Origin of the sequence: Pseudomonas sp. CF161 (genome assembly GCF_000416215.1) — a bacterium.
Lineage (GTDB): Bacteria > Pseudomonadota > Gammaproteobacteria > Pseudomonadales > Pseudomonadaceae > Aquipseudomonas.
The window spans coordinates 1-24,894 of sequence record NZ_ATLP01000096.1; the positions used below are offsets into that span (position 1 = coordinate 1).

At 63.4% G+C, this 24,894-nt stretch carries 16 protein-coding genes and 1 pseudogene; 8 read left to right on the top strand and 9 right to left on the bottom strand.

Annotated features, from left to right (window positions below):
- From CF161_RS21470 to CF161_RS33470, 6 genes and pseudogenes are all read right to left on the bottom strand, one after another.
- A partial coding sequence (locus CF161_RS21470; protein ID WP_020298711.1) for a HupE/UreJ family protein occupies positions 1-470 on the bottom strand: 470 nt, incomplete at its 3' end.
- A gap of 37 nt (positions 471-507) precedes the next feature.
- The gene (ureG, locus tag CF161_RS21475; protein ID WP_020298712.1) at positions 508-1,122 is read right to left on the bottom strand and encodes an urease accessory protein UreG; all 615 of its coding nucleotides are present in this window, start codon (positions 1,120-1,122) and stop codon (positions 508-510) included.
- Between the two features lie 37 nt (positions 1,123-1,159).
- Complete coding sequence (locus CF161_RS21480) at positions 1,160-1,834, bottom strand: urease accessory protein UreF (RefSeq protein ID WP_020298713.1); 675 nt, start codon at positions 1,832-1,834, stop codon at positions 1,160-1,162.
- Positions 1,831-2,331: an urease accessory protein UreE gene (ureE, locus tag CF161_RS21485; protein ID WP_020298714.1), complete on the bottom strand. Its 501-nt coding sequence runs from the start codon at positions 2,329-2,331 to the stop codon at positions 1,831-1,833. Before ureE ends, CF161_RS21480 begins: the two co-directional genes overlap by 4 nt.
- 280 nt (positions 2,332-2,611) lie before the next feature.
- Positions 2,612-3,244 (bottom strand): TetR family transcriptional regulator, encoded by a 633-nt coding sequence (locus CF161_RS21490; protein WP_020298715.1) that lies wholly within the window; start codon positions 3,242-3,244, stop codon positions 2,612-2,614.
- A gap of 491 nt (positions 3,245-3,735) precedes the next feature.
- Positions 3,736-4,260 (bottom strand): annotated as a pseudogene (locus tag CF161_RS33470) (hypothetical protein); the annotation flags it as partial.
- A gap of 388 nt (positions 4,261-4,648) precedes the next feature.
- On the opposite strand from CF161_RS33470, the gene CF161_RS21500 reads away from it, so the two are divergent.
- Positions 4,649-6,724, top strand: coding sequence for an AsmA family protein (locus tag CF161_RS21500; RefSeq protein WP_020298717.1), 2,076 nt, complete (start codon positions 4,649-4,651; stop codon positions 6,722-6,724).
- Between the two features lie 63 nt (positions 6,725-6,787).
- Here CF161_RS21500 and CF161_RS21505 read toward each other — a convergent pair whose 3' ends face one another.
- Positions 6,788-7,318: a bacterioferritin gene (locus CF161_RS21505; RefSeq protein WP_020298718.1), complete on the bottom strand. Its 531-nt coding sequence runs from the start codon at positions 7,316-7,318 to the stop codon at positions 6,788-6,790.
- A gap of 110 nt (positions 7,319-7,428) precedes the next feature.
- Complete coding sequence (locus tag CF161_RS21510) at positions 7,429-8,340, bottom strand: LysR substrate-binding domain-containing protein (protein WP_020298719.1); 912 nt, start codon at positions 8,338-8,340, stop codon at positions 7,429-7,431.
- A gap of 137 nt (positions 8,341-8,477) precedes the next feature.
- Here CF161_RS21510 and CF161_RS21515 point away from each other — a divergent pair, with 137 nt between their 5' ends.
- Positions 8,478-9,116 (top strand): FMN-dependent NADH-azoreductase, encoded by a 639-nt coding sequence (locus CF161_RS21515; protein WP_043230068.1) that lies wholly within the window; start codon positions 8,478-8,480, stop codon positions 9,114-9,116.
- A 190-nt stretch (positions 9,117-9,306) separates the two neighbouring features.
- Positions 9,307-10,197: a triacylglycerol lipase gene (locus CF161_RS21520; protein ID WP_020298721.1), complete on the top strand. Its 891-nt coding sequence runs from the start codon at positions 9,307-9,309 to the stop codon at positions 10,195-10,197.
- A 25-nt stretch (positions 10,198-10,222) separates the two neighbouring features.
- On the opposite strand, the gene CF161_RS21525 is transcribed toward CF161_RS21520, so the two are convergent.
- Positions 10,223-11,110 (bottom strand): DMT family transporter, encoded by an 888-nt coding sequence (locus CF161_RS21525; RefSeq protein ID WP_020298722.1) that lies wholly within the window; start codon positions 11,108-11,110, stop codon positions 10,223-10,225.
- A 96-nt stretch (positions 11,111-11,206) separates the two neighbouring features.
- Here CF161_RS21525 and CF161_RS21530 point away from each other — a divergent pair, with 96 nt between their 5' ends.
- The 5 genes from CF161_RS21530 to CF161_RS31830 all read left to right on the top strand — a co-directional run bounded on the left by CF161_RS21530 (position 11,207) and on the right by CF161_RS31830 (position 24,885).
- Positions 11,207-11,995: a helix-turn-helix transcriptional regulator gene (locus tag CF161_RS21530; protein ID WP_020298723.1), complete on the top strand. Its 789-nt coding sequence runs from the start codon at positions 11,207-11,209 to the stop codon at positions 11,993-11,995.
- A gap of 71 nt (positions 11,996-12,066) precedes the next feature.
- Positions 12,067-12,360: a PsiF family protein gene (locus CF161_RS21535; RefSeq protein WP_020298724.1), complete on the top strand. Its 294-nt coding sequence runs from the start codon at positions 12,067-12,069 to the stop codon at positions 12,358-12,360.
- Between the two features lie 189 nt (positions 12,361-12,549).
- On the top strand, positions 12,550-13,227 hold the full coding sequence (locus CF161_RS21540; RefSeq protein WP_020298725.1) for a hypothetical protein: 678 nt from the start codon (positions 12,550-12,552) through the stop codon (positions 13,225-13,227).
- 287 nt (positions 13,228-13,514) lie between these two features.
- Positions 13,515-15,212, top strand: coding sequence for a ShlB/FhaC/HecB family hemolysin secretion/activation protein (locus tag CF161_RS21545; RefSeq protein WP_020298726.1), 1,698 nt, complete (start codon positions 13,515-13,517; stop codon positions 15,210-15,212).
- 34 nt (positions 15,213-15,246) lie between these two features.
- Positions 15,247-24,885: a hemagglutinin repeat-containing protein gene (locus tag CF161_RS31830; protein ID WP_020298727.1), complete on the top strand. Its 9,639-nt coding sequence runs from the start codon at positions 15,247-15,249 to the stop codon at positions 24,883-24,885.
- Positions 24,886-24,894 lie beyond the last annotated feature (9 nt).

Below are 24,894 nucleotides of genomic sequence, written 5' to 3' on the forward strand. Positions count from 1 at the left end.
GCGGCGTGCAGGGCGGCGGTCGCGGCCACGAAGCCTGCGGCATAGGCCCAGGGGCTGGACATGTCCGGCAGTTCCAGACCGTGGGCCACGCCGTGGAACAAGGCAAACAGCGCGGTGGCGGCCAGGGCCAGGCTCAGCGGTGGGCGTACCGCCAGGGCCACGGCCAGGCCGAGGGCCAGCACCGAGGCGGCGATCCCGCTTTCCAGGGCCGGCAGGTTCAGGCCTTCAAACCCCAGCAGGCCGCCGATCAGCATGGTGCCGACGAAGGTGCAGGGCAGGGCCCAGCGAGCGGCGCCTTGTTGTTGGGCCGCCCACAAACCGACCGCCAGCATCGCCAGCAAGTGGTCGAGGCCGCCGATGGGGTGGCTGATGCCGGCCATCAGGCCGTTGTCGCCATGCCCCGGGTGGGCGAAGGCCAGGGCCGGGGTCAGCAGCAGGGCCAGGGCCCCGAAAATACGCTTGAGTGTCATAGGGTGGCTTCCTTGTTGAGTCGTTTATCAAGGGGAATCAGGCAGCGCCAAGCAGACCCTGGCGTTCGATGAATTCGATGATCTGGTCCAGACCGAGGCCGGTTTTCTGGTTGCTGAAGACGAACGGTTTGCCCGCGCGCATGCGCTGGGTGTCGCTGTTCATCAGTTCCAGGGAGGCGCCCACCAGCGGCGCCAGGTCGACCTTGTTGATCACCAGCAGGTCGGACTTGCAGATCCCCGGGCCGCCCTTGCGCGGCAGCTTGTCGCCGGCCGACACATCGATCACGTAGATGGTCAGGTCCGACAGCTCCGGGCTGAAGGTCGCCGACAGGTTGTCGCCGCCGGACTCCACCAGGATCAGGTCCAGCCCGGGAAAACGCCGGTTCAGTTGATCCACCGCTTCGAGGTTGATCGACGCATCTTCGCGAATGGCGGTGTGCGGGCAGCCGCCGGTTTCCACGCCGATGATCCGCTCCGGCGCCAGGGCCTGATTGCGCACCAGGAAGTCGGCGTCTTCGCGGGTGTAGATGTCGTTGGTGACCACGGCCAGGTTGTAGCGCTCGCGCAGGGCCAGGCACAGGGCGAGGGTCAGGGCGGTCTTGCCGGAGCCGACCGGGCCACCGATGCCGACGCGCAGGGGTTGTGAGTTCATGTGCTTCTCCACAATAAAAGGCGCCATGTCAGAGGCCCTAGGAACGGAATAGACGGCTGTACTGGCGTTCATGGGCCATGCACGCCAGGGACAGGCCAAACGCGGCGCTGCCGTAATGAATGGGGTCGATGTGGGTGGCGTCATGCTGCGCCTGTTGCAGCAGCGGCAGCAGTTCGCTGGTCAGGCGCTGGGCGGCCTGCTGGCCCAGGGGCAGGGTTTTCATCAGCACCGCCAGTTGGTTTTCCAGCCAGCTCCAGAGCCAGGCGGCCAGGGCGTCCTGGGGGCTGATCTGCCAGGCGCGCGCCGCCAGGGCCCAGCCCAGGGCCAGGTGCGGCTCGCCGCGTTGCTGGAGAAACCCCCGGGCGGTCTGATCCAGTTCAGGCAGGCCGTTGAGCAATTGCTGCAGGGAATAGCCCATCTGCCGGCTTTCCTGATACAGCTCGCGGGTTTCCCGGCTGGCGCGATGCTCGTCGCACAGTTGCAGCAACTGCGCCCAGTCTTCATCCGCTGCGGCCTGGCAATGGGCGAGCAACAGCGGCGCTTCGAACCGCGCCAGGTTCAACAGCAATTGATCGCTGATCCAGCGTCGGGCGCTGGCCGAGTCCATCACGCGTTGCTGCTCCACGGCCATTTCCAGGCCCTGGGAATAGCTGTAGCCGCCAATCGGCAGCTGCGGGCTGGCCAGGCGCAGCAGGGCCCAGGCCGGGTTCATGGGCGCACGCCGAACTGGTGCAGGCGCGGCGGGTAGTTGAAGTCCTCGTCACCGTGCCGCGAGTGATGGTGGCCGCCGCCGTAGGCCCCGTGTTCCGGTTGAAATGGCGCTTCAATGGCTTCGGCCGTGGCTCCCAGTTGTTCGAGCATGGCCTTGAGCACGTAGTCATCGAGCAGGCGCAGCCAGCCGTCACCGACTTGCAGCGCGACGTGGCGGTTGCCCAAGTGATAGGCGGCGCGGGTCAACTCGAAAGCGTTGCGGCAGGTGACGTGCAGCAGCGCTTCGGGGCGAGCGCAAACGCGCACGATGCGCCCGTCTTCGGCCGCCAGGCATTCGCCATCGTGCAGCGGCGGCTGGCCGCGCTCCAGAAACAGACCGACGTCTTCGCCTTCGGCACTAAAACAGCGCAGACGGCTTTTGCTGCGGGCCTCGAAGTTCAGGTGCAGCTCGGCGGACCATTGGGCTTGAGGTTCGATTCGGCGATGAATCACCAGCATGTGAGGGCTTCCGGCTAAGAGCGATGCAGGTGCTAGAGCAAGGGCCTTGCCAATCACCGGGTACGCTCGAAAAACCCGGCGACCTCCCTGGATGCACGCCTGAAAATGGGGCACGCTCGTGTTTTATTTTGTTACAAGTTGGCGAGGTGCACTGATTTATAGCACCGGCTTGGTGCATCGTCGGATTTTTTGCTGCAAGGCGGGGCGCCGCGTCGGGCGCTGAACGTTCGGCTTGATCGGGCCGGAAGGGGGGGCGGTGCTCGGTGGGGCGGGTGCGGGGTTACTCGGTGCTGCCCAGGCCTTGCCAGTGCTTGAGGCCAATGAAGATAAAGCGCAGTTGCTGGGTGATCTTGGCCTGAGGCGTCAGGTGTTCGGGCAGGGCCGCAGCGGGCGGATCGATGATGTCCGGCAGGGTGGCGAACACACTTTTCACGATCAGGTCGGCGATCACGCCGAGGTCCGCTGTCGCCAGGTGCTGCAATTTGGGCATCAGGCTGAGGTCGGTGGCGAGGTCGGTGCTGATGTTTTCCCGCAGGTTGGCGATCGCCTGGCGCACCGGCAGCGAGCCACCGTATTGCTCACGAGCGAGAAACAGGAATTGCGAACGATTGGCCGCCACCACATCCAGAAAGATCCGTACCGATGCGTCGATGATCCCGCCCATGACGAACTCGTTATGGCGGACCAGGCGAATGGTTTCGCGGAAGGTCTGGCCGACTTCGCTGACCAGTACCAGGCCCAGTTGATCCATATCGGCAAAATGCCGGTAGAAACCGGTGGGGACGATACCGGCGGTCTTCGCCACTTCGCGCAGGCTCAGGCTGCCAAACCCTCGGCCACACTCCATCAAGTGACGGGCTGCGTCCATCAGGGCATTGCGGGTTTGTTGCTTCTGTTCGGCACGGGGCAGCATTGGCGGGCTGATTTTCTACTCGGGAAGAGCGGGGCACTCTAGCAAATCAACTTTGTCGGCGTCGAACCCGGGCTGGATTGACGGGGAGGCGTGTTGGAGCGAGGTGGCGGCTTTACAAAGTCAAAGCCCGATCCATGGACCGGGCTTTTTTCTGGGCCAGCATGGGCTCAGCTCACAGCTTGATGACGTTGTTCCAGGCGATCAGCACCGTCTGCGGCGACAGTCTGACCTTGTGGGGTGCGATCGAAGCCATCTTCGGCAACGGTCTGACCTTGTGGAGTGCGATCGAAGCCATCTTCGGCAACGGTCTGACCTTGTGGAGTGCGATCGAAGCCATCTTCGGCAACGGTCTGACCTTGTGGAGTGCGATCGAAGCCATCTTCGGCAACGGTCTGACCTTGTGGAGTGCGATCGAAGCCATCTTCGGCAACGGTCTGACCTTGTGGAGTGCGATCGAAGCCATCTTCGGCAACGGTCTGACCTTGTGGAGTGCGATCGAAGCCATCTTCGGCAACGGTCTGACCTTGTGGAGTGCGATCGAAGCCATCTTCGGCAACGGTCTGACCTTGTGGAGTGCGATCGAAGCCATCTTCGGCAACGGTCTGACCTTGTGGAGTGCGATCGAAGCCATCTTCGGCAACGGTCTGACCTTGTGGAGTGCGATCGAAGCCATCTTCGGCAACGGTCTGACCTTGTGGAGTGCGATCGAAGCCATCTTCGGCAACGGTCTGACCTTGTGGGGTGCGGTCGTAGCCATCTTCGGCAACAGTCTGGCCTTGTGGGGTGCGATCATAGCCGTCTTCGGCAACGCTCTGGCCTTGTGGGGTACGGTCCGAGCCATCGGCAGCGACTTTGTTGCGTTCGATCAGACGGTCCGAACCACCTTCAGCGAGGGTCTGGCTGAACACGGTGTGGCTGGCTTTGACTTGTGGCGTGGCCTGTTCGGCGGCTGGCAGGGCATAAGCGTTGGCGGCCAGGATCGAGAGGGTCAGGCTGAGCAGTAATTGGCGTTTCATGATGGGGGTGCTCCTCGGGAGGGCGATAAAGTGGGTACGGAGCCAATGTTACGCGCGCTAAATCGATAGAAAAGTTCATAAAGACAATGGTAATAATCAACGGAATTGATTGTTCGGCCCCAAGGCTCTATCTCGGGCGTTTGCGGCGAGGTGTTTTGCACCGGAGTGGGTATTTCCGACCCACTTGCGCTTCACATCCGGGCGGGCGCGGTAACGCGAAGTTGGCGGCCTGGTCAGAAAACCCCGGGTTATTTCGTCTAAATCGGCATTCGGGTTAAACCTGCGAGCGCTTTTTCAGTCGTAGTTTTCATGGCCGATCATTTTTGTCCGGCATTTCATCCAAGGCGCCGTCCTACGCGCGCCTCGTCGTATTCAGGAGCCCTGTGCAATGACGCGCACTCGTAAAATTCTCGCCTGGACCATCGCCAGCCTGGTGCTTCTATTGGCCGTGTTGGTGCTGTTGATTGCCTTCTTCGATTGGAACCGGATCAAGCCGCAGATCAACGCCAAGGTGTCCGAGGAGTTGCATCGGCCATTCGCAATCAATGGCGACCTGGCGGTGATCTGGCAGCGCGAGCCCGACGAAGGTGGCTGGCGGGCCTGGGTGCCGTGGCCGCATGTGGTGGCGCAGGACCTGACCCTGGGCAACCCCGACTGGTCCAAGGCCCCGCAGATGGTCACTCTCAAGCGCGTCGAGTTGCGTATTTCGCCCCTGGCACTGCTGGCGCAGCGCGTGCACATCCCGCGGATCGACCTCACCGAACCCAACGCCGCACTGCAACGCCTGGGCGATGGGCGCGCCAACTGGACCTTCAAGTTCGACCCCAAGGACCCCAACGCCGAACCCTCCAATTGGGTGGTGGACATCGGCGCCATCGGCTTCGACAAGGGCCATGTGACCCTCGACGACCAGAGCCTGAAAACCCAGCTCGACCTGCTGATCGACCCGCTGGGCCAGCCGATTCCATTCAGCGATATCGTCGGCGACAAGGCCGCGAAAAAGGTCCAGGAAAAAGGCGCCGAGCCCCAGGCCTACGCCTTCGCGTTGAAGGTCAAGGGTCAATACCATCAGCAGAAACTGACCGGCACCGGCAAGATCGGCGGGCTGCTGGCCCTGCAGGACGCGGCCAAGCCGTTCCCGTTGCAGGCCAATGTCAAGATCGCCGACACCAGCGTCGAGCTGCAGGGCACCCTGACCGACCCGCTGAACCTGGGGGCGCTCGATCTGCGCTTGAAACTGGCCGGCAGCAGCCTGGGTAACCTGTACCCGCTGACCGGCGTCACGCTGCCAGATTCGCCGCCCTATGCCACCGACGGTCACCTGATTGCCAAGCTGCATGACCCGGCCGGCGCGAGCTTCCAGTACCAAGACTTCAACGGCAAGATCGGCGACAGCGACATCCACGGCAACCTGGCCTATGTCGCCAGCCAGCCACGGCCCAAGCTCACCGGGGCGCTGGTGTCCAACCAGCTGCTGTTCGCCGACCTGGCGCCGCTGATCGGTGCCGACTCCAATGCCAAGCAGAAGGCCCGGGGCGGCGAAAGCAAACAGCCGGCGAACAAAGTGCTGCCGGTGGAGGAGTTCCGCACCGAACGCTGGCGCGATATGGACGCCGATGTCGAATTCACCGGCAAGCGCATCGTCCACAGCGCCGACCTGCCGTTCACCGACCTCTATACCCACCTGGTGCTCAATGACGGGCACCTGAGCCTCGAGCCGCTGCGTTTTGGCGTGGCCGGCGGCAAGCTCGATGCGCAGATCCGCCTCAATGGCCAGGCCACGCCCTTGCAGGGCCAGGCCAAGCTGACCGCGCGCAACTTCAAGCTCAAGCAGTTGTTCCCGACCTTTGAACCGATGAAAACCAGTTTCGGCGAGCTCAATGGCGATGCCGATATCTCCGGCACCGGCAATTCGGTGGCCGCCTTGCTGGGGACCGCCAACGGTGACCTGAAGATGCTGATCAACGATGGCGCCATCAGCCGCAGCCTGATGGAAATCGCCGGGCTCAACGTCGGCAACTATGTGGTGGGGAAAATGTTCGGCGACAAGGAAGTGAAGATCAATTGCGCCGCCGCCGACTTCGGGATCAAGAGCGGGCTGGCCACCTCGCGGCTGTTCGTCTTCGACACCGAGAACGCCATCATTTACATCGATGGCACGGCAAACATGACCCGCGAGCAGCTCGACCTGACCATCACCCCGGAATCCAAGGGCCTGCGTCTGTTCTCCCTGCGCTCGCCGCTGTATGTGCAGGGCCCGTTCATCAAGCCGAGCGCCGGGGTCAAGGCCGTGCCGCTGATGCTGCGCGGTGCCGGCATGGTCGCCCTGGGGGTGATTGCCGGGCCGGCGGCGGGCCTGTTGGCGCTGGTGGCGCCGAGCGGGGGTGAGCCGAACCAGTGCGCGCCGCTGCTGGAGCAGATGCGCTCGGGCAAGGCGCCGGTCACGGTCAAACCAACCCGATAACCCGCCCAAACGAAAACAGCCAGCTCCGGGCGGGAGCTGGCTGCGTTATGACGGGGAAAGGGCTTACAGGTCGGCCAGGATATCCGCCATGTCGTCGGCGTGTTCTTCTTCCTGGGCCAGGATGTCTTCAAAGATACGACGCGTGGTCGGGTCCTTGTCACCGATGTACTGGATGATCTCGCGGTAGCTGTCGACGGCGATCCGCTCTGCCACCAGGTCTTCGTAGACCATCTCTTTCAAGGTGTTGCCCGCTACGTACTGGGCATGGGAATTCTTGGACAGCAGGTCGGGGTTGAACTCCGGTTCGCCACCCAGTTGCACGATGCGTTCGGCTAGCTTGTCGGCGTGCTCGGCTTCCTGGTTCGCGTGCTCGAGAAATTCGTCGGCGGCGACACTGGCCTTGATCCCGTTGGCCATGAAGTAGTGCCGTTTGTAGCGCAGGACACAGACCAGTTCAGTGGCCAGCGACTCGTTGAGCAGGCGCAGGATTTCTTCCCGGTCGGCGCTGTAGCCTTCGGTCACGGCGCCGTTTTCCACATGCTGGCGTGCGCGTTCGCGAAGGGTGTTTACATCAGATAAATGCATGTCGCTCATCTCGATCTCCTGGAGGCTAATCCGATTGACGCCAGGCTCTGTCGGCCTGATCGCTACCTTGGGTGTGAGTCGCGGGAGCTGCAAAAAGTTTTATCGGATGTGTCCGGCGGTCAACTGCGCGCCAGTGGAGGATGCCCGGCCAGCAGCGATTCCTGCTGCAGCCATTGGAGAAAGGCGCGCACCGGCGGATGGCGCTCGCGCCCCGGCACACAGAGCGCGCTGTAGCCGGCACCGTCCACCTGGACCTCGGGCCGGTACGGTTGCAGCAGGCCGCCGGCCACGCTCTGCGACACCAGGATGTTGCTGGCCAGGACCAGGCCCTGACCGGCAATCGCCGCTTGCAGGGCGTACTGTTCCTCGTCGTAGGAGCGGATCAGCGGCTGGTGCTCGAACCAGCGTTCCCCGGCCAGGGCGCACCAGGCCTGCCAGCCGTCGGCATAGAGCCGGGAGTTGCGCCAGTGCACGCTGATCAGGGTCGGTTGCTGCTGGTGGGCCTGGGCCACTTGCTGCGGCGCGCCATAGACCGCGAAACGCTCGTCGAACAGGCACAGGCCGTGCAGGTTCAGGTAGCCCTCCTGGCTGTAGCGGATCGCCACATCGATGCTCGCATCCTGTTGCAGGTCGACCACCTCGGATTGGCTATCCAGGCGCACGCTGATGTTGGGATACCGGGCATAGAAACGCCCCAGCCGTGGCACCAGCCACAAGGCGGCAAAGGCCGCAGTGGTGGAGACCGTCAGTTGGCTGTTGCTGGGTTTTGGGCGCAGGGTGTCGACGCTCTGGGTCACCTCCAGCAGGGCGCTATGCAGGCTGTGGAACAAGCGCTGGCCGGGCTCGGTCAGGCGCACCTGGCGCGGCAGCCGTTCGAACAGCGCCACCCCCAGCCAGTGTTCCAGGCTACGGATCTGGTGTGACACCGCAGTGGGCGTCACCGACAGGTCTTCGGCGGCGGCCTTGAAACTCAGCAGGCGCGCGGCGGACTCGAAAGTGCGCAGGGCGGTGAGAGGCAGGTGAGCAAACATCCGAGGCTCCATGGTTGAATAAAATTCATCTGAAGGGATTTCTGCTCATTTGTTGAAGCAGGTTTTGGCTAATAGATTTAGCGCGGAAAGGCCCTGGTTTCAAGGCCGCAATCAGCAACCTGCATAAGGCACATGAGATGAATACAGTTCTTGCGGTTCACGGAAGCCCACGGGGCGAGCGCTCCCATACCCGGCGCTTGGCCGAGGTGTTCCTCCAGGCCTGGCAAGCGGCCAACCCCCAGGGGCATCTCACCCGGCGCGAGGTCGGACGCGGGTATTTGCCCCACGTCAGCGAGGCCTTTATCGCCGCGGCGTTTTATCCACAGCCCGAGGCGCGGCCGCTGTCGATGCAGGCTGACCTGGCGTTGAGCGATGAGCTGGTGGCGGAGCTACTCGGCCACCAGCGCCTGGTGATCGCGGCGCCGATGTACAACTTCAGCGTGCCCAGCGGGATCAAGACCTGGGTCGATCACATCGTGCGCCTGGGGCTGACGTTCAACACCCTGCATGACAACGGCGTGGCTCAGTACCAGCCGTTGGTACAGGGCAAGAAGGTGTTGATCGTCACCAGTCGTGGCGGGGGCGGCTTTGGTCCGGGAGGCGAGCATGAAGCGATGAACCATGCGGATCGCTGGTTGCGTACGGCCCTGGGTTTTATCGGTATCGAGAACGTCACGGTGGTGGCCGCGGAGGGTGAGGAGTCGCAGGGCGAGGGTTTCCAGCGTTCCTGCGCAGAGGCGCAGCAGCGCTTGCTGGCCCTGGCGCAAACCTTCTGAGAGGGCAGTGTTGGCCTGGACGTTGCTGCGGCTGGTGGGGCTGATGGTGGCGGGGGGCAGGCTTACGCGGCCGGGCGGGCGACAGGGCTGTCATCAGCGTGTCGCCAAAGCGTCATGGGGGCTGACGATGTCCCTGGTTATGGTTTAGCTTTCAGCCAGCCCCGCAGCCTTCGCACAAGGAAGTCGCCGCATGTCCCAAGAGCTCGCCACGCGTTACCCCCTGGTCCTGGTGCCCGGCATGCTGGGGTTTGTCCGCCTGCTGTTGTACCCCTATTGGTACGGAATCGTTGCCACCTTGCGCCGGGGGGGCGCGACCGTGATTGCGGTGCAGGTTTCGCCGCTCAACTCCAGCGAGGTGCGCGGCGAGCAGTTGCTGGCGCAGATCGAAGCCATCCGTCAGGAAACCGGAGCGGCCCGGGTCAACCTGATCGGCCACAGCCAAGGCTCGTTGACCGCGCGTTATGCCGCGGCCAAGCGCCCCGACTGGGTGGCGTCGGTGACCTCGGTGGCCGGGCCCAACCACGGTTCGGAGCTGGCTGATTACCTGGAGCAACACTACCCGGCGACCACCACCAAGGGGCGTCTGCTGAGTGTGGCCCTGCGCCTGATTTCAGCGCTGATGAGCCTGCTGGAGACCGGCTATCGCGGGCCACGGCTGCCGGTGGATGTGTCGGCTGCGCACCAATCGTTGACCCGCGAGGGCGTGGCCCTGTTCAACCGCCAGTACCCCCAGGGCTTGCCTGATACCTGGGGCGGCCAGGGGGCGGAAGAGGTCGGCGGCGTGCGTTATTACTCCTGGTCCGGGACCTTGCAGCCCGGCAAGACCGACCGCGGGCGCAACCTGCTGGACGGCACCAACCGCAGTTGCCGGCTGTTCGCCAGGACCTTCGTGCGTGAAGCCGGGCACTGCGATGGCATGGTCGGGCGCTACAGCTCGCACCTGGGCACGGTGATCGGCGACGAATACCCGCTGGATCATTTCGACATCGTCAACCAGTCCCTGGGGCTGGTGGGCAAGGGCGCCGAGCCGGTGCGCCTGTTTGTCGAACATGCCCGGCGTCTCAAGGCCGCGGGCGTCTAGTCTGTGCCTGGGGGGCTGCAGCCGCTCAGGCCGGTTGTGGTGAACGGCCGATGACCGTGGTCCAGCGCTCGCAGACAATCACCCCACCCAGGGTCAGTACCCCGCCCACCAGGTGGTACAGGGCCAATTGTTCGTGCAGCACCACGGCCGCGATCAGCGCGGTGACCAGCGGCAGCAGGTTGAAAAACTGCGTGGTGCGGCTCGGCCCCAGACGCAATACGGCCTGCATCCAGGCCAGGGGCGCCAGCATCGAGGCCAGCAGGCAGGCATAAAGCACCAGGGGAATGTTGCGCAGGGTCGGGCCGACTTTCTCGGACAGCAGAAACAACGGCAGCAGCACCAGCACCGCCACCAGCACCTGCAGGTACAGCAGCACCAGGGGCGGGATGCGCAGCTGCCATTTTTTCAGCAGGGTGCTGTAGATCGCGTAGGCCAGGGTGGCGATCAGCATCATCGCGTCACCCAGGTTCACCCCGTGTTGCAGCAGGGTCTCCAGGCTGCCGGCGGACACCACCACCAGCACCCCGGCAAATGACAGCAAGGCACCGACCAGCGCGCCGGCGGTCAGGCGCTGGCCGAGGCTGATAATGGCCATGGCCAGCGACATCAGCGGCATCAGCGACAGAATGATCCCCATATTGGTGGCCGACGTGCGGCTCGCGGCGAAGTAAGCCAGGCTCTGGTAAACCGCCATGCCCAGCACGCCGAGGATGAAAATCCGCCCCAGGTTCGGGCGGATCAGCGACCAGTGCTGCTTCACCGGCTTGAGCATGAAGGGCGTGAACAGCAGCCCGGCCAGCAGCCAGCGGTAAAAACCGATCTCCGCCGGGAAGATGGCGTCGGCCGCCAGTTTGGTGACCACGGTGTTGCCGGCCCAGATCAGGATCGCCAGCAAGGGATAAGCGTATTGCATGAGAACAGCCATAACGTTGATGAGGAGGGATTATCCGTCTGTCTGGATAAATGCTTATACTTCGAAACAGACAACCCGCCCTTGAATCCGGACAGCATGAGCAAAAAACACATCGAGCTGCTGCCTTTCAGCGGCCTGCCGGCCCCGCTGTACTTTCGCCATGCCCACTTTCATGCCCACAGCCATGCCCTGGAGCACCGGCATCCCTGGGGGTGCCTGGAGTACTCGGCCCATGGCGTGCTGCACATGGAGATCGCCGGCAGCCGCTTCATGTCGCCGCCGCAGTTCGCCATCTGGGTGCCGCCCCACACCGAGCACAGCTTCTACAGCCCGCAGCCGATCACCTACCGTGCCGTGTGCCTGGTGCCCGAGTTGTGCGAGGCGCTGCCGCAGCAGGGCTGTACCCTGGCCATCAGCGATATTCTCAAGGCCATCCTCAAGGACTTCGCCGTGCGCGACGTGCAGATACCCGACGGGGCGGCGGATCAGCGCCTGGCCGAGGTGGTGCTGGATCAACTGCAGCAGGCGCCGGTGCATGACTGCTACCTGCCCTACGCCAGCAGCCCGGCCTTGCTGGGGGTGCTGGAAGCCTTGCAGGCCGCGCCGGGGGACAATCGCCCGCTGGCCGACTGGGCCGGGCAGATCCATGTCAGCGAACGCACCCTGGCCCGGCAGTGTGTCCGGGAGCTGGGGATGAGTTTTGGCGAGTGGCGCCAGCGCCTGCGCTTTTTGGCGTCGATCGAGGCCCTGGACAGTGCCCGCAGCGTCCAGGAAGTGGCATTCGACATGGGCTACAGCAGCGCTTCGGCCTTTATCGCGATGTTCCAGCGCCAGGCCGGCTGCACCCCGGAGCAATACCGCCGGACCAGTTTGCAGAACAGGTGAAGGTGTAACCGGGTTTGTCTACACTGCGCTGGAGGCCGTGCCGATCGGCGCGGTAACCAGGAGAAAACTCCATGAAGATGCTGCGTATTCCGTTGTTGATGGTGGGCCTGTTGCTGTGTTCCCAGGGGTTTGCCGCGACGGCTGCCCAACAGGCCCAGCAGGACAAGATGAAGTCCTGCAATGCCGACGCCACCACCAAGGCCCTCAAGGGTGATGAGCGCAAGGCCTTCATGAGCACCTGCCTGAAAGCCGCCAAGCCCACTCAGCAAGACAAGATGAAAACCTGCAACGCCGACGCCACCACCAAGGCCCTCAAGGGTGATGAGCGCAAAACCTTCATGAGCACCTGCCTCAAGAACAAGTAAATCCCCGCGGATCAGGCCTCTGCTGTTGCCGCAGTCGGAGGCCTTGGTCGAGGTTCAAATCCCTTCGCGAAATCCCTGCATCCCCACCTATCCCTTTGGTTATGATTCGGCGCCGTAGTGGCGCTTTGTCATTGTCTGCGATGAGGCTTGCGGGTCCTGCTCGCTCATTGCTCTACCCAGGAATACGCGGTGAAGAAAATCGTATGGATGATGGTGCCCCTGTCACTGCTGGGGTGTGATTTTCACGCCCGCAGTTCCGCCCCGACCCTCTGGAGCGACGGCGTCATGCTGGAGCAGAAAAAGGTGGCGGTGGATGAGCAGCACGCAAAAGTGATCATGCAGTCGGCCAGCGTCAGCACGGTGGAGTTTTCGGTCCGGCGTGAAAACGATCCGGACCCGCGTCCCGAAAAACTCGGCACCGCGTCCAAGCCCCTGGGCGGCAAGGTGGGGGCCTGGTTCGCCACCTTCGAAAGCGCCGTGCGCAAGAACTTCCCCCAGTTGGAAATACAGGCGCAGCCCGGCCAGAAGTTGCAGGTGCTGGGCTATTGGGAAACGTCGGGCAGCCAGCCGGCGCCGGGTTATGAGTATCAGAGCACGGTGCAGAAGGTGTACGACCCGCAGAAGAACACCTGGGAAGACAAGCCGGTGTTCATTCCCACCGTGCCGACTTCAAGCCATTGCGGGCCGTTGGGCAGCACCTTTGTGCCGGAGAAGCACAAGGTCTACCTGGTGGAGTTCGCCAGGGTCGATAACGACAGGGCCTGCCAGCAACATGTTTATGACATCACCCAGCCCAATCAGCGCATTCCGGTGGTGCTGATCGATGACATGCCCGGCTCGAGCATGCAGGCGTTTCATTCGCCTTAGAACGGGCGCCGAAGCAGGAGATTTTTCAATAGATCCGGCGATGAGAACGCAATGGTGAGGGGAAAATACGCTGTGTCTATCTGGATACAAAGCAGCTCATTTGGCGTGCGCCCAGCGGCCTTTTCCGCCGGCGGAGTAGTGGCAATAAGCCTTGTAGCCGCTCGTCGTATTTCTGTCATGTAACGGATTTAACGCCTTAATATCTTTTCCCTTCAAAAAGCAGGTGCTGGATTGCACCTGACAGGCGCTGCTGTTTTCTGCGTCGGTTTTTCAAGGGAATTGAATGAATGTCACGTTTTGGCATCACGCCTGTAGTAGCGTTTTGTACCCTGTTCACTTCCATGCTCCAGGCTGCCCCGGTGCAGACCCCGGGCGATCGCGACCTGATTCGTGATCGCCAGCAGCAGTTGCTGCAAGAGCAGCAAAAGCGCCTCGAAGAACTCCAGCAGCTGCCGGGCAAAACCCTGCCGCCTGCACCCACCGAAAAAGCCGATGAACAGCGCTGCTTCACCATCAAGACCGTGGTGCTGGACGGTGCCGAACACCTGAGCTCCGGCGACCGTGACCGCTTGTTGGCGCCCTATCGCAACCAGTGCCTGTCGGTCGGCCAGATCAACACCCTGCTCAAAGCCATTACCCACCACTACCTGGAGCGCGGGTATGTCACCACCCGTGCCTATCTGCCGGCCCAGGACCTGTCGACCGGCGAACTGAAGATCGTCGTGGTCGAAGGCCGCCTCGAGTCCCTGGACAGCTCTGCGCTGGCCAGTTCCCGGGAGCTGGCGATGACCTTTCCGGGGCAGGTGGGGGACGTGTTGAACCTGCGGGAACTGGAGCAACTGGTCGACCAGTTGACGCGCCTGCCTTCGCGCCAGACCGAGCTTGAGCTGGCGCCCGGCGACGCGGTCGGTGGCAGCCGGGTCGGGCTCAAGGGCGAGCGACTCAAGCCCTGGCGCGTCTCGGCGACCCGTAACAACGATGGCGATAAAACCACCGGCGAGCAGCAGATGGGGGTCGGTCTCGATTGGGACAGCCCGCTGGGCCTGGCCGACCAGCTGAGTTTGCGCGCCAATCAGGATGCGGTCAGTGATCGCTGGCGCCACTCCGACAACCAGAGCCTTTACTACAGCCTGCCCTGGGGCTGGTGGACCCTCAGTTATTCCTACAGCCAGAGCTACTACCGGACCCGCAACGACGACGCCGGGTTTGCCTTCGAATTCGATGGCGTGAGCAAGAGCCAGCAACTGCGCGCCGAGCGTGTGCTGCACCGCGACAACCTGAGCAAGACCGGCATGAGCCTTGGCCTGAGCCAGTTGCACACGCGCAATTACATCGATGACAACTTTATCGATGTGTCCAGCAACCGCATCACCGAAACCCAGCTGGGCTTCAACCACGGCCGGCGCATCGGCAGCGCCTTCGTCAACGCCGATATCGGCTGGCAGCAGGGCATCGGCGCCCTGGATGCCCAGGGCAGTGGCCACCCGCGCGGCAGCGAGCCCGTGGCCCGCTACAACAAATACACCCTGACCCTGAGCTACCTGCAGCCGTTTCGCCTGTGGGACGAGAACTTCAGCTTCGACAGCCTGGCCACTGGTCAGCGCAGCGAAGACGTGTTGTTCAGCCCGCAACGAATCAGCCTGGGCGGGGTCAGTTCGGTACGGGGCTTTCAAGACCAGAGCCTGTCCGGCGACAGCGGTGGCTACTGGCGCAACCAGTTGCGCTGGCGGCGCGCCGTGACCTGGCAGCCGCTGCTGCCTTTCGTGCATGAGTACGGGGCGGCCCTGGCCTATGACGTTGGCGTGATAAAGGGCGGTCGCTACAACCCGGACGCCAAGGGGCGCATGACCGGCAATGCCCTGGAATTCAACGCCCGCGGCCAGTACCTGGCTGCTTCGGTCAGTTTTGCTCGATCCCTGGAGCGCCCCGGGCTGATCGAGAAACGAGAACATCCGGTGTATTTCCGCCTCGACATGTTCTTTTGATTTGACTCACTTTCAGTGAATGGATGATTGCCACATGGACGTTCGCAAGCCCTTTGCTCAATGCATTGCCCTATCACTGTCGGGCATCATTTTCCTGAACCCGATTGTCAGCGTCGCCGCCGGGCTGACGCTCGATCCCCAGGCGGGTGGCAATGCCACCATCGGCCAGGCAGGCAATGGCGTGCCGGTGGTCAATATCAATGGGACCAACGGTAGCGGGCTGTCTCACAACAAATTCAGCGACTACAACGTCGGCAGCAACGGCCTGATCCTCAACAACAGCGTCAATTCGGTGCAGAACACCCAGCTTGGCGGCTACATCCCGGGCAACGCGAACCTCAAGGGCCAGGCCGCGCAAGTCATCCTCAACGAAGTCACCGGCAGTAACCGCAGTACCCTCAAGGGTTACACCGAAGTCGCGGGCCAGGCGGCTCGGGTCATAGTCGCCAACCCCCATGGCATCACCTGCAACGGTTGCGGTTTCATCAATACGCCGCGGGCCACCCTGACCACCGGCAAACCGGTGCTCAATGGCCAGAAACTCGATCACTTCCAGGTCGATGGCGGGGATATTTCCATCGAGGGCGCGGGGCTCAACGCGAGCAATATCGACCAGTTCGACCTCATCACCCGCAGTACCAAACTCAATGCCGACCTGTACGCGAAGAAGCTCAACGTCATCACCGGTCGCAACGATGTCGGCGCCGATGACCTGAGCGTCACCGCACGTGCAGACGACGGTAGCGCCAAACCGGAAATGGCCATCGACAGCTCGGCCCTGGGCGGCATGTACGCCGGGGCGATCCGTCTGGTGGGCACGGAAAAGGGCGTGGGGGTGAACATCTCCGGCGAAATGGCCGCCAGCACCGGCGACATCCAGATCGATGCCAGCGGCAAGGTGACCGTCGCCAGCATGGGCGCCAACCAGGCCATCGCCATCAAGGCCCAGAGCGTCGAGCTTAAGGGCCCGGCCTACGCGGGCAGCGAGGCGCGAATCGACAGCAGCGGCGCCGTGACCGTCAGCAAGAGCCTCGCCGCGCGGGACAACGTGCAGGTCACCAGCGGCAGCCAGATACGCAACAACGGCATCATCGAGGCGGGGGTCAACCCGGATAACACGCGCAATGCCACGGGCGATGTGACCCTCGTCAGCCAGACCCTGAGCAACCAGGGCAATGTGCTGGCCAGCCGCACGCTGAACGTAAAGGCGCAGCAGGCCGTTGAAAACAACAATGGCGTGATACAGGGCGCCAAGGTGCAAGTGAGCACCGCGCGCCTGGTCAGCCAGGGCGAGCAGGCGCGGCTGCTTGCGCAGCACACCCTCACCCTCGACACCCCGGCCATCGTCAATCTCGGCGGGCTGATCCGCTTTGGTGACGGCCAGGCGGTCGACCTCAACCTGGCCAGCCTGGACAACACTGGCGGGCGGATCGAGGTCGCCGGTGCCGGCCTGAACCTGCGCACCGGCGATTTCATCAACCAGAAGGGCAAAGTGATTGCCGACCAGGTACTGGTCACGGTTGATCGCCTCAACAACCAGCAAGGCCTGATCGGCGCGAGCCAGGGCAGTGCGATTTTCAAGATCAGCGGCCAGCTCGATAACGACGGCGGCCACCTCCAGGCCAAAAGCCTGCTGGAAGTGCAAGCCGGCGAAGCCCTGAACCGTGGCGGCAGCTTGCTGGGCGACCAGATCACCCTGACCGCGCAACGCCTGGACAACAGCCACAAAGGCGTGGTCAGCGCAGAGAACGGGGCGACCGCCATCACCCTCGACCAGGACCTGATCAATGCCGGTGGGCAGATCCAGGCCACTACCGCGCTCGACCTCAAGATGGCGAGCCTGGATAACCGTGGCGGCACTTTGCTGGCGCCGCAACTGACTGTGGACAGTCGCGGCAACCTGGCCAACCAGGGCGGCACCATCAACAGTGATGTGCTCAAGCTCGAGGCCGGGGATGTGGATAACAGCGGCGGCCTGCTGCAAGGCCGGCACACACTGAATCTGCAAGCCGGTGACCTGGCGAACAATCAGGGGCGTGTCCTCGGCAACGAACTGACGGCCCACCTCGATGGGCTCAGCGACAACGCCAATGGCGTGCTCAGCGCCGAAAACGGCCCGCTGACGCTGATCGTCAAGCAGCACCTGAATAACGCCCTGGGCCATCTGCAAGCCAAACAGGGCAATGTGCGGGTCGAAGCCGGCAGCGTCGGCAACCAGCAAGGGGTCGTGGTTGGCAATCAACTGTTGCTGACCAGCAGCGGGATGCTCGACAACCGTGGCGGGCGCCTGGTGGGTGACCGCCTGACGGTCACCGCCAGTGGCCTGGACAACCAGGCCAAGGGGCTGCTCGCGGCCGGAACCGATGGCTTGAAGTTGACCCTCACCCCCAACGGCACTGCACCGGGTCAGGTGAATAACAGCCAGGGGCGGATCCAGAGCGATGGCGCCTTGCAAATCGACGGCGGCCAGTTGGGCAACAGCGCGGGCGTGATGCTCGGCAATAGCCTGGTGATCAATGCCGACAGCCTGGACAACAGCAACCAGGGCGCACTGGTCGCCCAGGCCGGCGACGTTGCCCTGAGCCTCAATGGTGCCTTGAACAACAACGCCGGACTGATCGATGCCGGCGAGCAGAAGTTGCGGCTCAGCCAGTTCAGTCAGCTCGACAACCTGGGTGGCACCTTGAAGGGCAAGCGCCTGGAAATCCAGGGCGGGGCTGTGGATAACCGTCAGGGCCAACTGCTCGCGGGCAGCGCGGGCCTGGAGTTGATCACGGGCAGCCTGGATAACCGCGGGGGCATGATCCTGGCCAAGGACAGCCACGCCGAAGTAGCCCTGGCCCAGGGCGCCATGGATAACCGGGGTGGGACCTTGCAAGGCGCCAGCGTCGCGCTGACCGCAGGCTCTGTGGATAACAGTGCCGTGGATGGCAAGGCCGGCCTGATCAGCAGCCAATCCGGCGCGCTGAAATTGACCGTCGACCGCCTGACCAACCAGGCCGGCAAGCTGTATGCGAACGGCTTGCTCAGTTCGTCCGGCCAACTGCTGGACAATCGGGGCGGCGAAATCAGCGCCCGGCAACTGGAACTGGCGGCCCGTGGCGACCTGTTGAACCAGGGCGGCCTGATCGAATCGGCTGACGGCCTGCTGCTTACCGGCGGCAACCTGGACAACAGCAGCGGCGGTCGCGTGCGAGCGCTGGCGGGGCAGCAGGCCACGGTTGCGCTGACCGGCAACCTGAATAACCAGGGCGGATCGCTGGCCATCGGCACGGCCGCATTTGCCCTCAACGCCGGGCTGTTGAGCAACTCCCTGGGGGGCATCGAGCATGCCGGGGGCGGCCTGTTCAAGCTGGACCTGGCCGGGCTCGCAGGCAGCCAGGGCCGTGTCACCGGTCTCGGCCACGGCGATTGGGATATCGGCGCGGTCAATGGCGCCGGGCTGTTGCAGCTCAATGGCGCACTGGACTTGAGCACCTCGGGTGATCTGAGCCTCAATGCCGGCGACCGCATTGCCAGCGCCAGCGGCCTGCGCCTGGGCGCGGTGAACCTGAACAACGGGGGCGAGCTGGTCAGCGATGGCGACCTGGCCCTGGAGCTGGGCGGCAACCTGAACAACAGCGGCCTGCTCTCGGCGCAGAAAAAACTCACGGTCGGCGCCACCGATTTGAACCAGCTCGGCGGACGTATCGCCAGTGGCGGCGATACCCAGTTGAACCTGCGCGGCACCCTGGACAACCTGGGGCGCCTGATCGCCAGCCAGAACCTGTCGGTGTCCGCAGGGCAAATCAACAACCGCGGCACCCTGGGCGCCCTGGGCCAATTGGAGCTGCGCTCGGCCAATGGCATCACCACCTCGGCCGACACCCTGATCTACAGCGGCGCCGACATGCTCCTGCGCGGCAACGGCCTGGCCAACAGCTACGGCGATATCTACAGCGCCGGCAACCTCAGCTTCACTGCCCTGGATGGCGGGCGGGCGGCGTTGCTCAGCAACCGTTCCGGCACCATCGAAAGCGAAGGCGACATGTACATCGACGTGGGGTTGCTGGAAAACACCATGGACAAGTTCAAGATCGGCGAAAGCATCGTCAGTCGCCGTATCGACATCAATTGCACCGACTGCTCGGGCGATCACCACACCGCCACTTACATCGTCAACACCACCTACCAGGACAAGGTCCTGGAGCAATCGCCAGCGGCGCGTCTGGTCTCCAATCGTGACCTGATCCTTCATGCCGACACTGTGGAAAACAGCCAAAGCCTGATCGCCGCCAACCGCGATGCCTTTGTCACCGCCAATAACTTCTACAACCGTGGCTCGACCCTGAACCAGCGGCTCGAGAGCATGACCTACTGGCTGCATGGTGTTCCCAAAAGCGCGTACCGCTATGCCAAGCAAGAAACCCTGGCCTGGAACGCCCGCAACGCGAATGTCGCCCCTGATCAGCAAGAGGCGGTGCCGGGGGTGATTCTGCTGTACCCGCTCTTGTCCTCCAACAGCACCCTCCTGCCGGGCACACAGACGGGCTACGCCTCGACCTTGCAAGCCGGCCAGCGCTTGAACCTGCAAGTCAGCGGCAATCTGGAAAACGGCACCCTGACCGAGCAGACCCGCGCCCAGCTGACGGGCCAGCAGTTGCAGAACAACCTGTCCCAGGCCGGTGGCCAGGTGATCACGGTCAATGCGCAAAGCTCCGCCGCCAGCAATCAGGAAGCCCGGGATGTGCAGCGCGTCGAGCGCGTGGCCGCCGATGGCAGCACCCAGGTCGGCTTCGTGCCGGTGGACTTCAGCGGCACGCCGTTCGTTGCCGTCGACCCGACTTCGCTTGCGAGCTACCACGTGCCCCAGGGCGAGTACGGCATGTTCGTCAAGAGCCAGAACCCCAGCGGTCGTTATCTGATCGAGACCAACCCGGCCTTTACCGATCTGTCGCGCTTCATGAGCTCGGACTACATGCTCGGCCATCTCAACTACAACACCGACCAGACCTGGCGCCGCCTGGGCGACGGGCTGTATGAGACCCGGCTGATTCGCGAGGCCGTGCTGGCGCAAACCGGGCAACGGTTCCTGGCGGCCAGCCTGACCAGCGATTACGACCAGTATCGCTACCTGATGGACAACGCCATTGCGTCCAAGGACCAGCTGCAACTGAGCGTCGGGGTCTCCCTCAACGCGCAGCAAGTGGCCGCCTTGACCCATGACATCGTGTGGATGGAAACCCGTCAGGTGCAGGGCGAACAGGTGCTGGTGCCGGTGCTGTACCTGGCCCAGGCCGACTCGCGCAACCTGCGCGGCGGCAGCCTGGTGCAAGGGCGGGATATGACCGTGCTGGCAGGCAATGACCTGACCAACGTCGGCACCCTGCGCGCCAGCAATGACCTGAGCGTCAATGCCGGCGGCAACCTGTATCAGGGTGGCCTGGTGGAGGCCAACCAGCGGGTCAGCCTGATGGCCCAGGACAGCGTGCGTAATGCCCTGGGCGGTGAAATCCGCGGCAACCAGGTGAGCGTCACCGCGATCAAGGGCGACCTGATCAACGACCGCACCGCCGTTGCCGTGGGTTATGGCTCGGGTTCGCGCACGGTGCTGGATCAGGGCAGCCAGATCAGTGCACGGCAGCAACTGGACCTCAGCGCCGGACGCGACCTGACCAACGCCGGCCAGATCAGCAGCGCCGGCGATGCCAAACTCACGGCCGGCCGGGATATCGATCTGCTTGCGGTGCAGGACCATACCTTTACCCAGAGCGCCATCAGCCGTGGCCTGGTCACCAAGGACACGCTGCAGAACCTGGGTTCCAGCGTGACCACCCAGGGCAATCTCGAACTCAATGCCGGGCGTGATCTGGCCGTGGTGGCGAGCAAGGTCGCGGCGGGCAAGGACCTGACGCTCAATGCCGAGCGCGATATGGTCATCGCTTCGGCCCAGGACGCCGAGGCGTCGACCTTCTCGCAGAAGAAAAAAGGCTCCTGGGGCAGCAGCAAGACCACCCGCAGCGCAGATTCAGCCACCACCAACGTCGCTTCTGAAATCAGCGCCGGGCATGACCTGATGGTCAACGTCAGCCAGGACAAGGACGGCCGCATCAGCCTCAATGGCGGGCGCGATGTCACCGTGGTCGGCAGCCAGTTGAAAGCCGCCAATGACCTGTTGCTCGGCGCCGCTGGCGACGTCAGCCTGGTCTCGGCGCAAGAGCAGCAGGACAGCGCCTACAGCCAGAAGAAAAAAGGCAGCTTCGGCCTCAATAAAAGTGGCAACAGCCGCAGCTCCAGCACCACCACCCAGGTGGGCAGCGAGCTGAGCGCCGGCAATGATGCCGTGATCATCGCCGGCACCAACGTCAACCTGTCGGCCAGCACCGTCGAGGCCAAGCGTGATGCAGAGTTGCGTGCGGGGCTGATCGACAAGAACGGCGACATCAACCTGATCGATGCGGCGAACGAGTCCACCCGCCAAAGCGAGAAGTACCGGAGCAAGGTCGGTTTCTCCAGTTCCGGCAGTTTTATCTCCATCGCCTCGTCCAAGAAGTCGGGGCAGGAAAACCTGCAGACCCAGAGCGTCGGCAGTGTGGTCAGTGCCGGGCGTGATACCACGCTGCAAGCGGCCCGCGATGTGAACATGATCGGCAGTACCGCCACGGCGGTGCGCGACCTCAACGTCGGTGCCGGGCGCGACGTCAATGTGCTGGCCGGCAGCAACAGCCAGGACCAGAGCAATTGGAAAAGCGAGAAGCACACAGGCTTGTCCCTGGAGAGCGACCGTAACGGCGTCACCGCCTTCCTGGGACGCGAGGCCCTCAAGGAGAAATCGCGCAATGCCCAGCAGACGGTCGCCGAGAGCCAGTTGCTGGCCGGGCAGGACGTCAACATCAAGACCGGTCGCGACCTGACCGTGGAAGGTTCGCGGATCGACGCCAATCGCGACGTCAACCTGCAGGCCGGGCGCGACATCAACATTGATGCCGGCAAGGAAACCTCGATTCAGGAAAACAGCAAAAGCCGCGACCGCAATGGCCTGACAGTCAATGTCAGCCACAACTACGGCAACACCAAGGATGCTATCGCAGGCACCGGCAAGGGTGAGGACAATGTCAGCAAGGCCTCGAGCGTGCTGAGCACCGTGGACTCGATCAACCAGTTCACCTCCGGGCCGACCAACGCCACCCACTTCGGCTCGGCCAGCCAGGCCACCAGTTCGCGCCAGGAAGTCCGGAGCAACAGCCCGTCGAACGTGGGCGCGGGTCGAGACATCAGTGCCGTGGCCGGCAATGACATCACTGTCCGTGGCAGCCAGTTCGACGCCGGGCGCGATATCACCCTGGCCGGGCGCAACATCACCGTGGATGTGGCGCGTGGCATGGTTTCCGAAGAGAGCAAGACCACCCGCAGCCAGGGCGGCATCAACGGCCAGAGCGGCGGCGGCAGTGCCCGGGCCGGGATCGGTGGCAGTGTCGGCTCGGCCACTGAGCAACTCAGCGATGGCACCAGCACGCCTTCGGTGTTCCTGGCCGGGCGTGACGTCAGCCTTGAAGCCCGTGACAACCTGACGCTGATCGGGACCCAGGTTCATGCCGGGCGCGATATCGACCTCAGTGCCGGCAAGGACCTGACCATTCGCGCGGCGCAGAATGACTCCAGCAGCGAGTCCGATCGCAGCAGCGGCGGCGGTGAAGTCGGCCTGGCAGTGGGCGGCAAGGACTTCATTTCGGTCTATGCCAGTGTCGACATGGGCAAGGGCAAGCTGGATCGCGAGAACGAACGGCAGCAGAACGCCAACCTCGTTGCCGGCGACCAGTTGCGCTTCACCAGTGGCAAGGACAGCACTATTTCCGGTGCGACCTTGCGTGGCAACGAAGTCATCGGCCGGGTCGGCGGCGACCTGACCGTGTCCTCGGTGCCCGACACCGGCAAGGTCAGCGGCAAGCAACTGGATGCCAGTGTGACGGTGAGCATCGGCCTGGGCGGCGGTGGCAGTGTCAGCGGTTCGCTGGGGGTGGGCAAGACCACCGGCAAGACCGATTGGGTGCAGGAGCAGACCAGCATTACCGGCAAGAACGGCGTGGATATCCGCACCGAAAACCATACCCAGATCGACGGTGCAGTGATCGCCGCCGACAACGGCCAACTGAAGCTTGACACCAACACCCTGGGCTTCCGCGATATCTCCGGCCAGGACAAGGAGCACAGCTACTACGTCAACGTGGGTGGCACCTTCGGCTGGGGAGGCGGTGGTGAAGGCGCCGATCAGATGACCGGAAAGGAAGTGGCCTTTACCACTGACAAGAGCCTGGCCGGCAAAGGCAAGACTGGCGCCTCCGGCTGGAGCGTCAGCGGTTACGACTACCGCAAGGAGAAGGAGCAGGAAGTTCGCGCCACCGTGGGCGCCGGCAGCATCATCGTGCGCAACGACGCCAAGACCGGCGTGGACTCCACGACAGGCCTGAACCGCGACCTGACCAAGGCCTTCGAGATCACCAAGGACAAGGAAAAACGCACCGACCTGTATGTCAGCCAGTCCTCCCTGGAGGGCGTGGCGCATCCGGTGGATACCGTGAACAACTGGCGCCAGGGGATGAAGGACTATGGCAAGAATGCGGGGGCGATTTTCAGTCAATACGCAGCCCTGAGCGGTGCGGCGGGAGCGGCCCTGGAGGAGAGTCCGTCGCTGTGGCCACTGGCCTGGATTCCGGGGTTGCTGGAAACCGTGATGGACAAGGCGTCCACCTATACCCTCGGGGCCATGCCGGGTGTTGAAAGCAAAGGCGGCCTGATCGCCCAGGTGCCGACCTTGCTGACCGGTGACGTGAGTTTTTATCGCGCCAAGCCCGGCTTCGAATACGAGGCGGACGGCAAGACCATCAAAGTGGATGAAGGTGGCAAGCCGGTGCTCTCGAAAGTGCAGAACCTGCTGGAAATCACTCGGCCCGATGGCGACGGTGCGATTTTTACCAACGGCATCCAGAACTCGCTGTCCGCGGCGCTGGTCAATGGCTCCATGCAGACCGGGGCCGACAGCTTCATGCTGGCCTACAACCCTGAGCACGGCTTATTGGGCGACCTGCTCGAGTCGTTGTGGGATGTGGCGTTGGGGGGCGTAATACGCTCCGGCAACGCGCGACAACTCAATGACTTCTATCAGGCCGGCGTCGATGACAATTACAAACTGGACATCGCCGGCCACAGCCAGGGCGGGCTCCTGACCTACCGCGGGATTTCGGGTGTGGACTTCAACCTCAATGGCAAGGCGGGCAGCATTCAATTGTCCGGTGCGCCCGTGGGCTCGACGAGTTTCTTCCAGGCGGCCAAGGAGGCCGGGTTCAACATCGAGGACGGCGCGTACTTCCAGGTGAACCGTCCCGGGTCGAAAAACTTCTTCGGCATGTTGCCCGTCACCGATACCGTGTCTGACTTGTTGGGCGCCAACTTCCTCCACTCATCCGACCCGGTGGCGCGCTTCTTTGGCTCCCTGACCACCAGCACGTCGTTGCTGGGGGCGGCCAGCCCTCACTCCAACTACTTGTGCGTGTCCAAAGCCATGTGCGGTGACCAACCCAACGCCCTGCAAGAGCAGTTCAAAGGTAACTCGCGCTACATCACGCCGACGGTGATCGACGCCAACGGCACCCACACGCGCCTGCCCGACCCGGCCAACAAGACCAACAAGCTATGAAGATTCTCA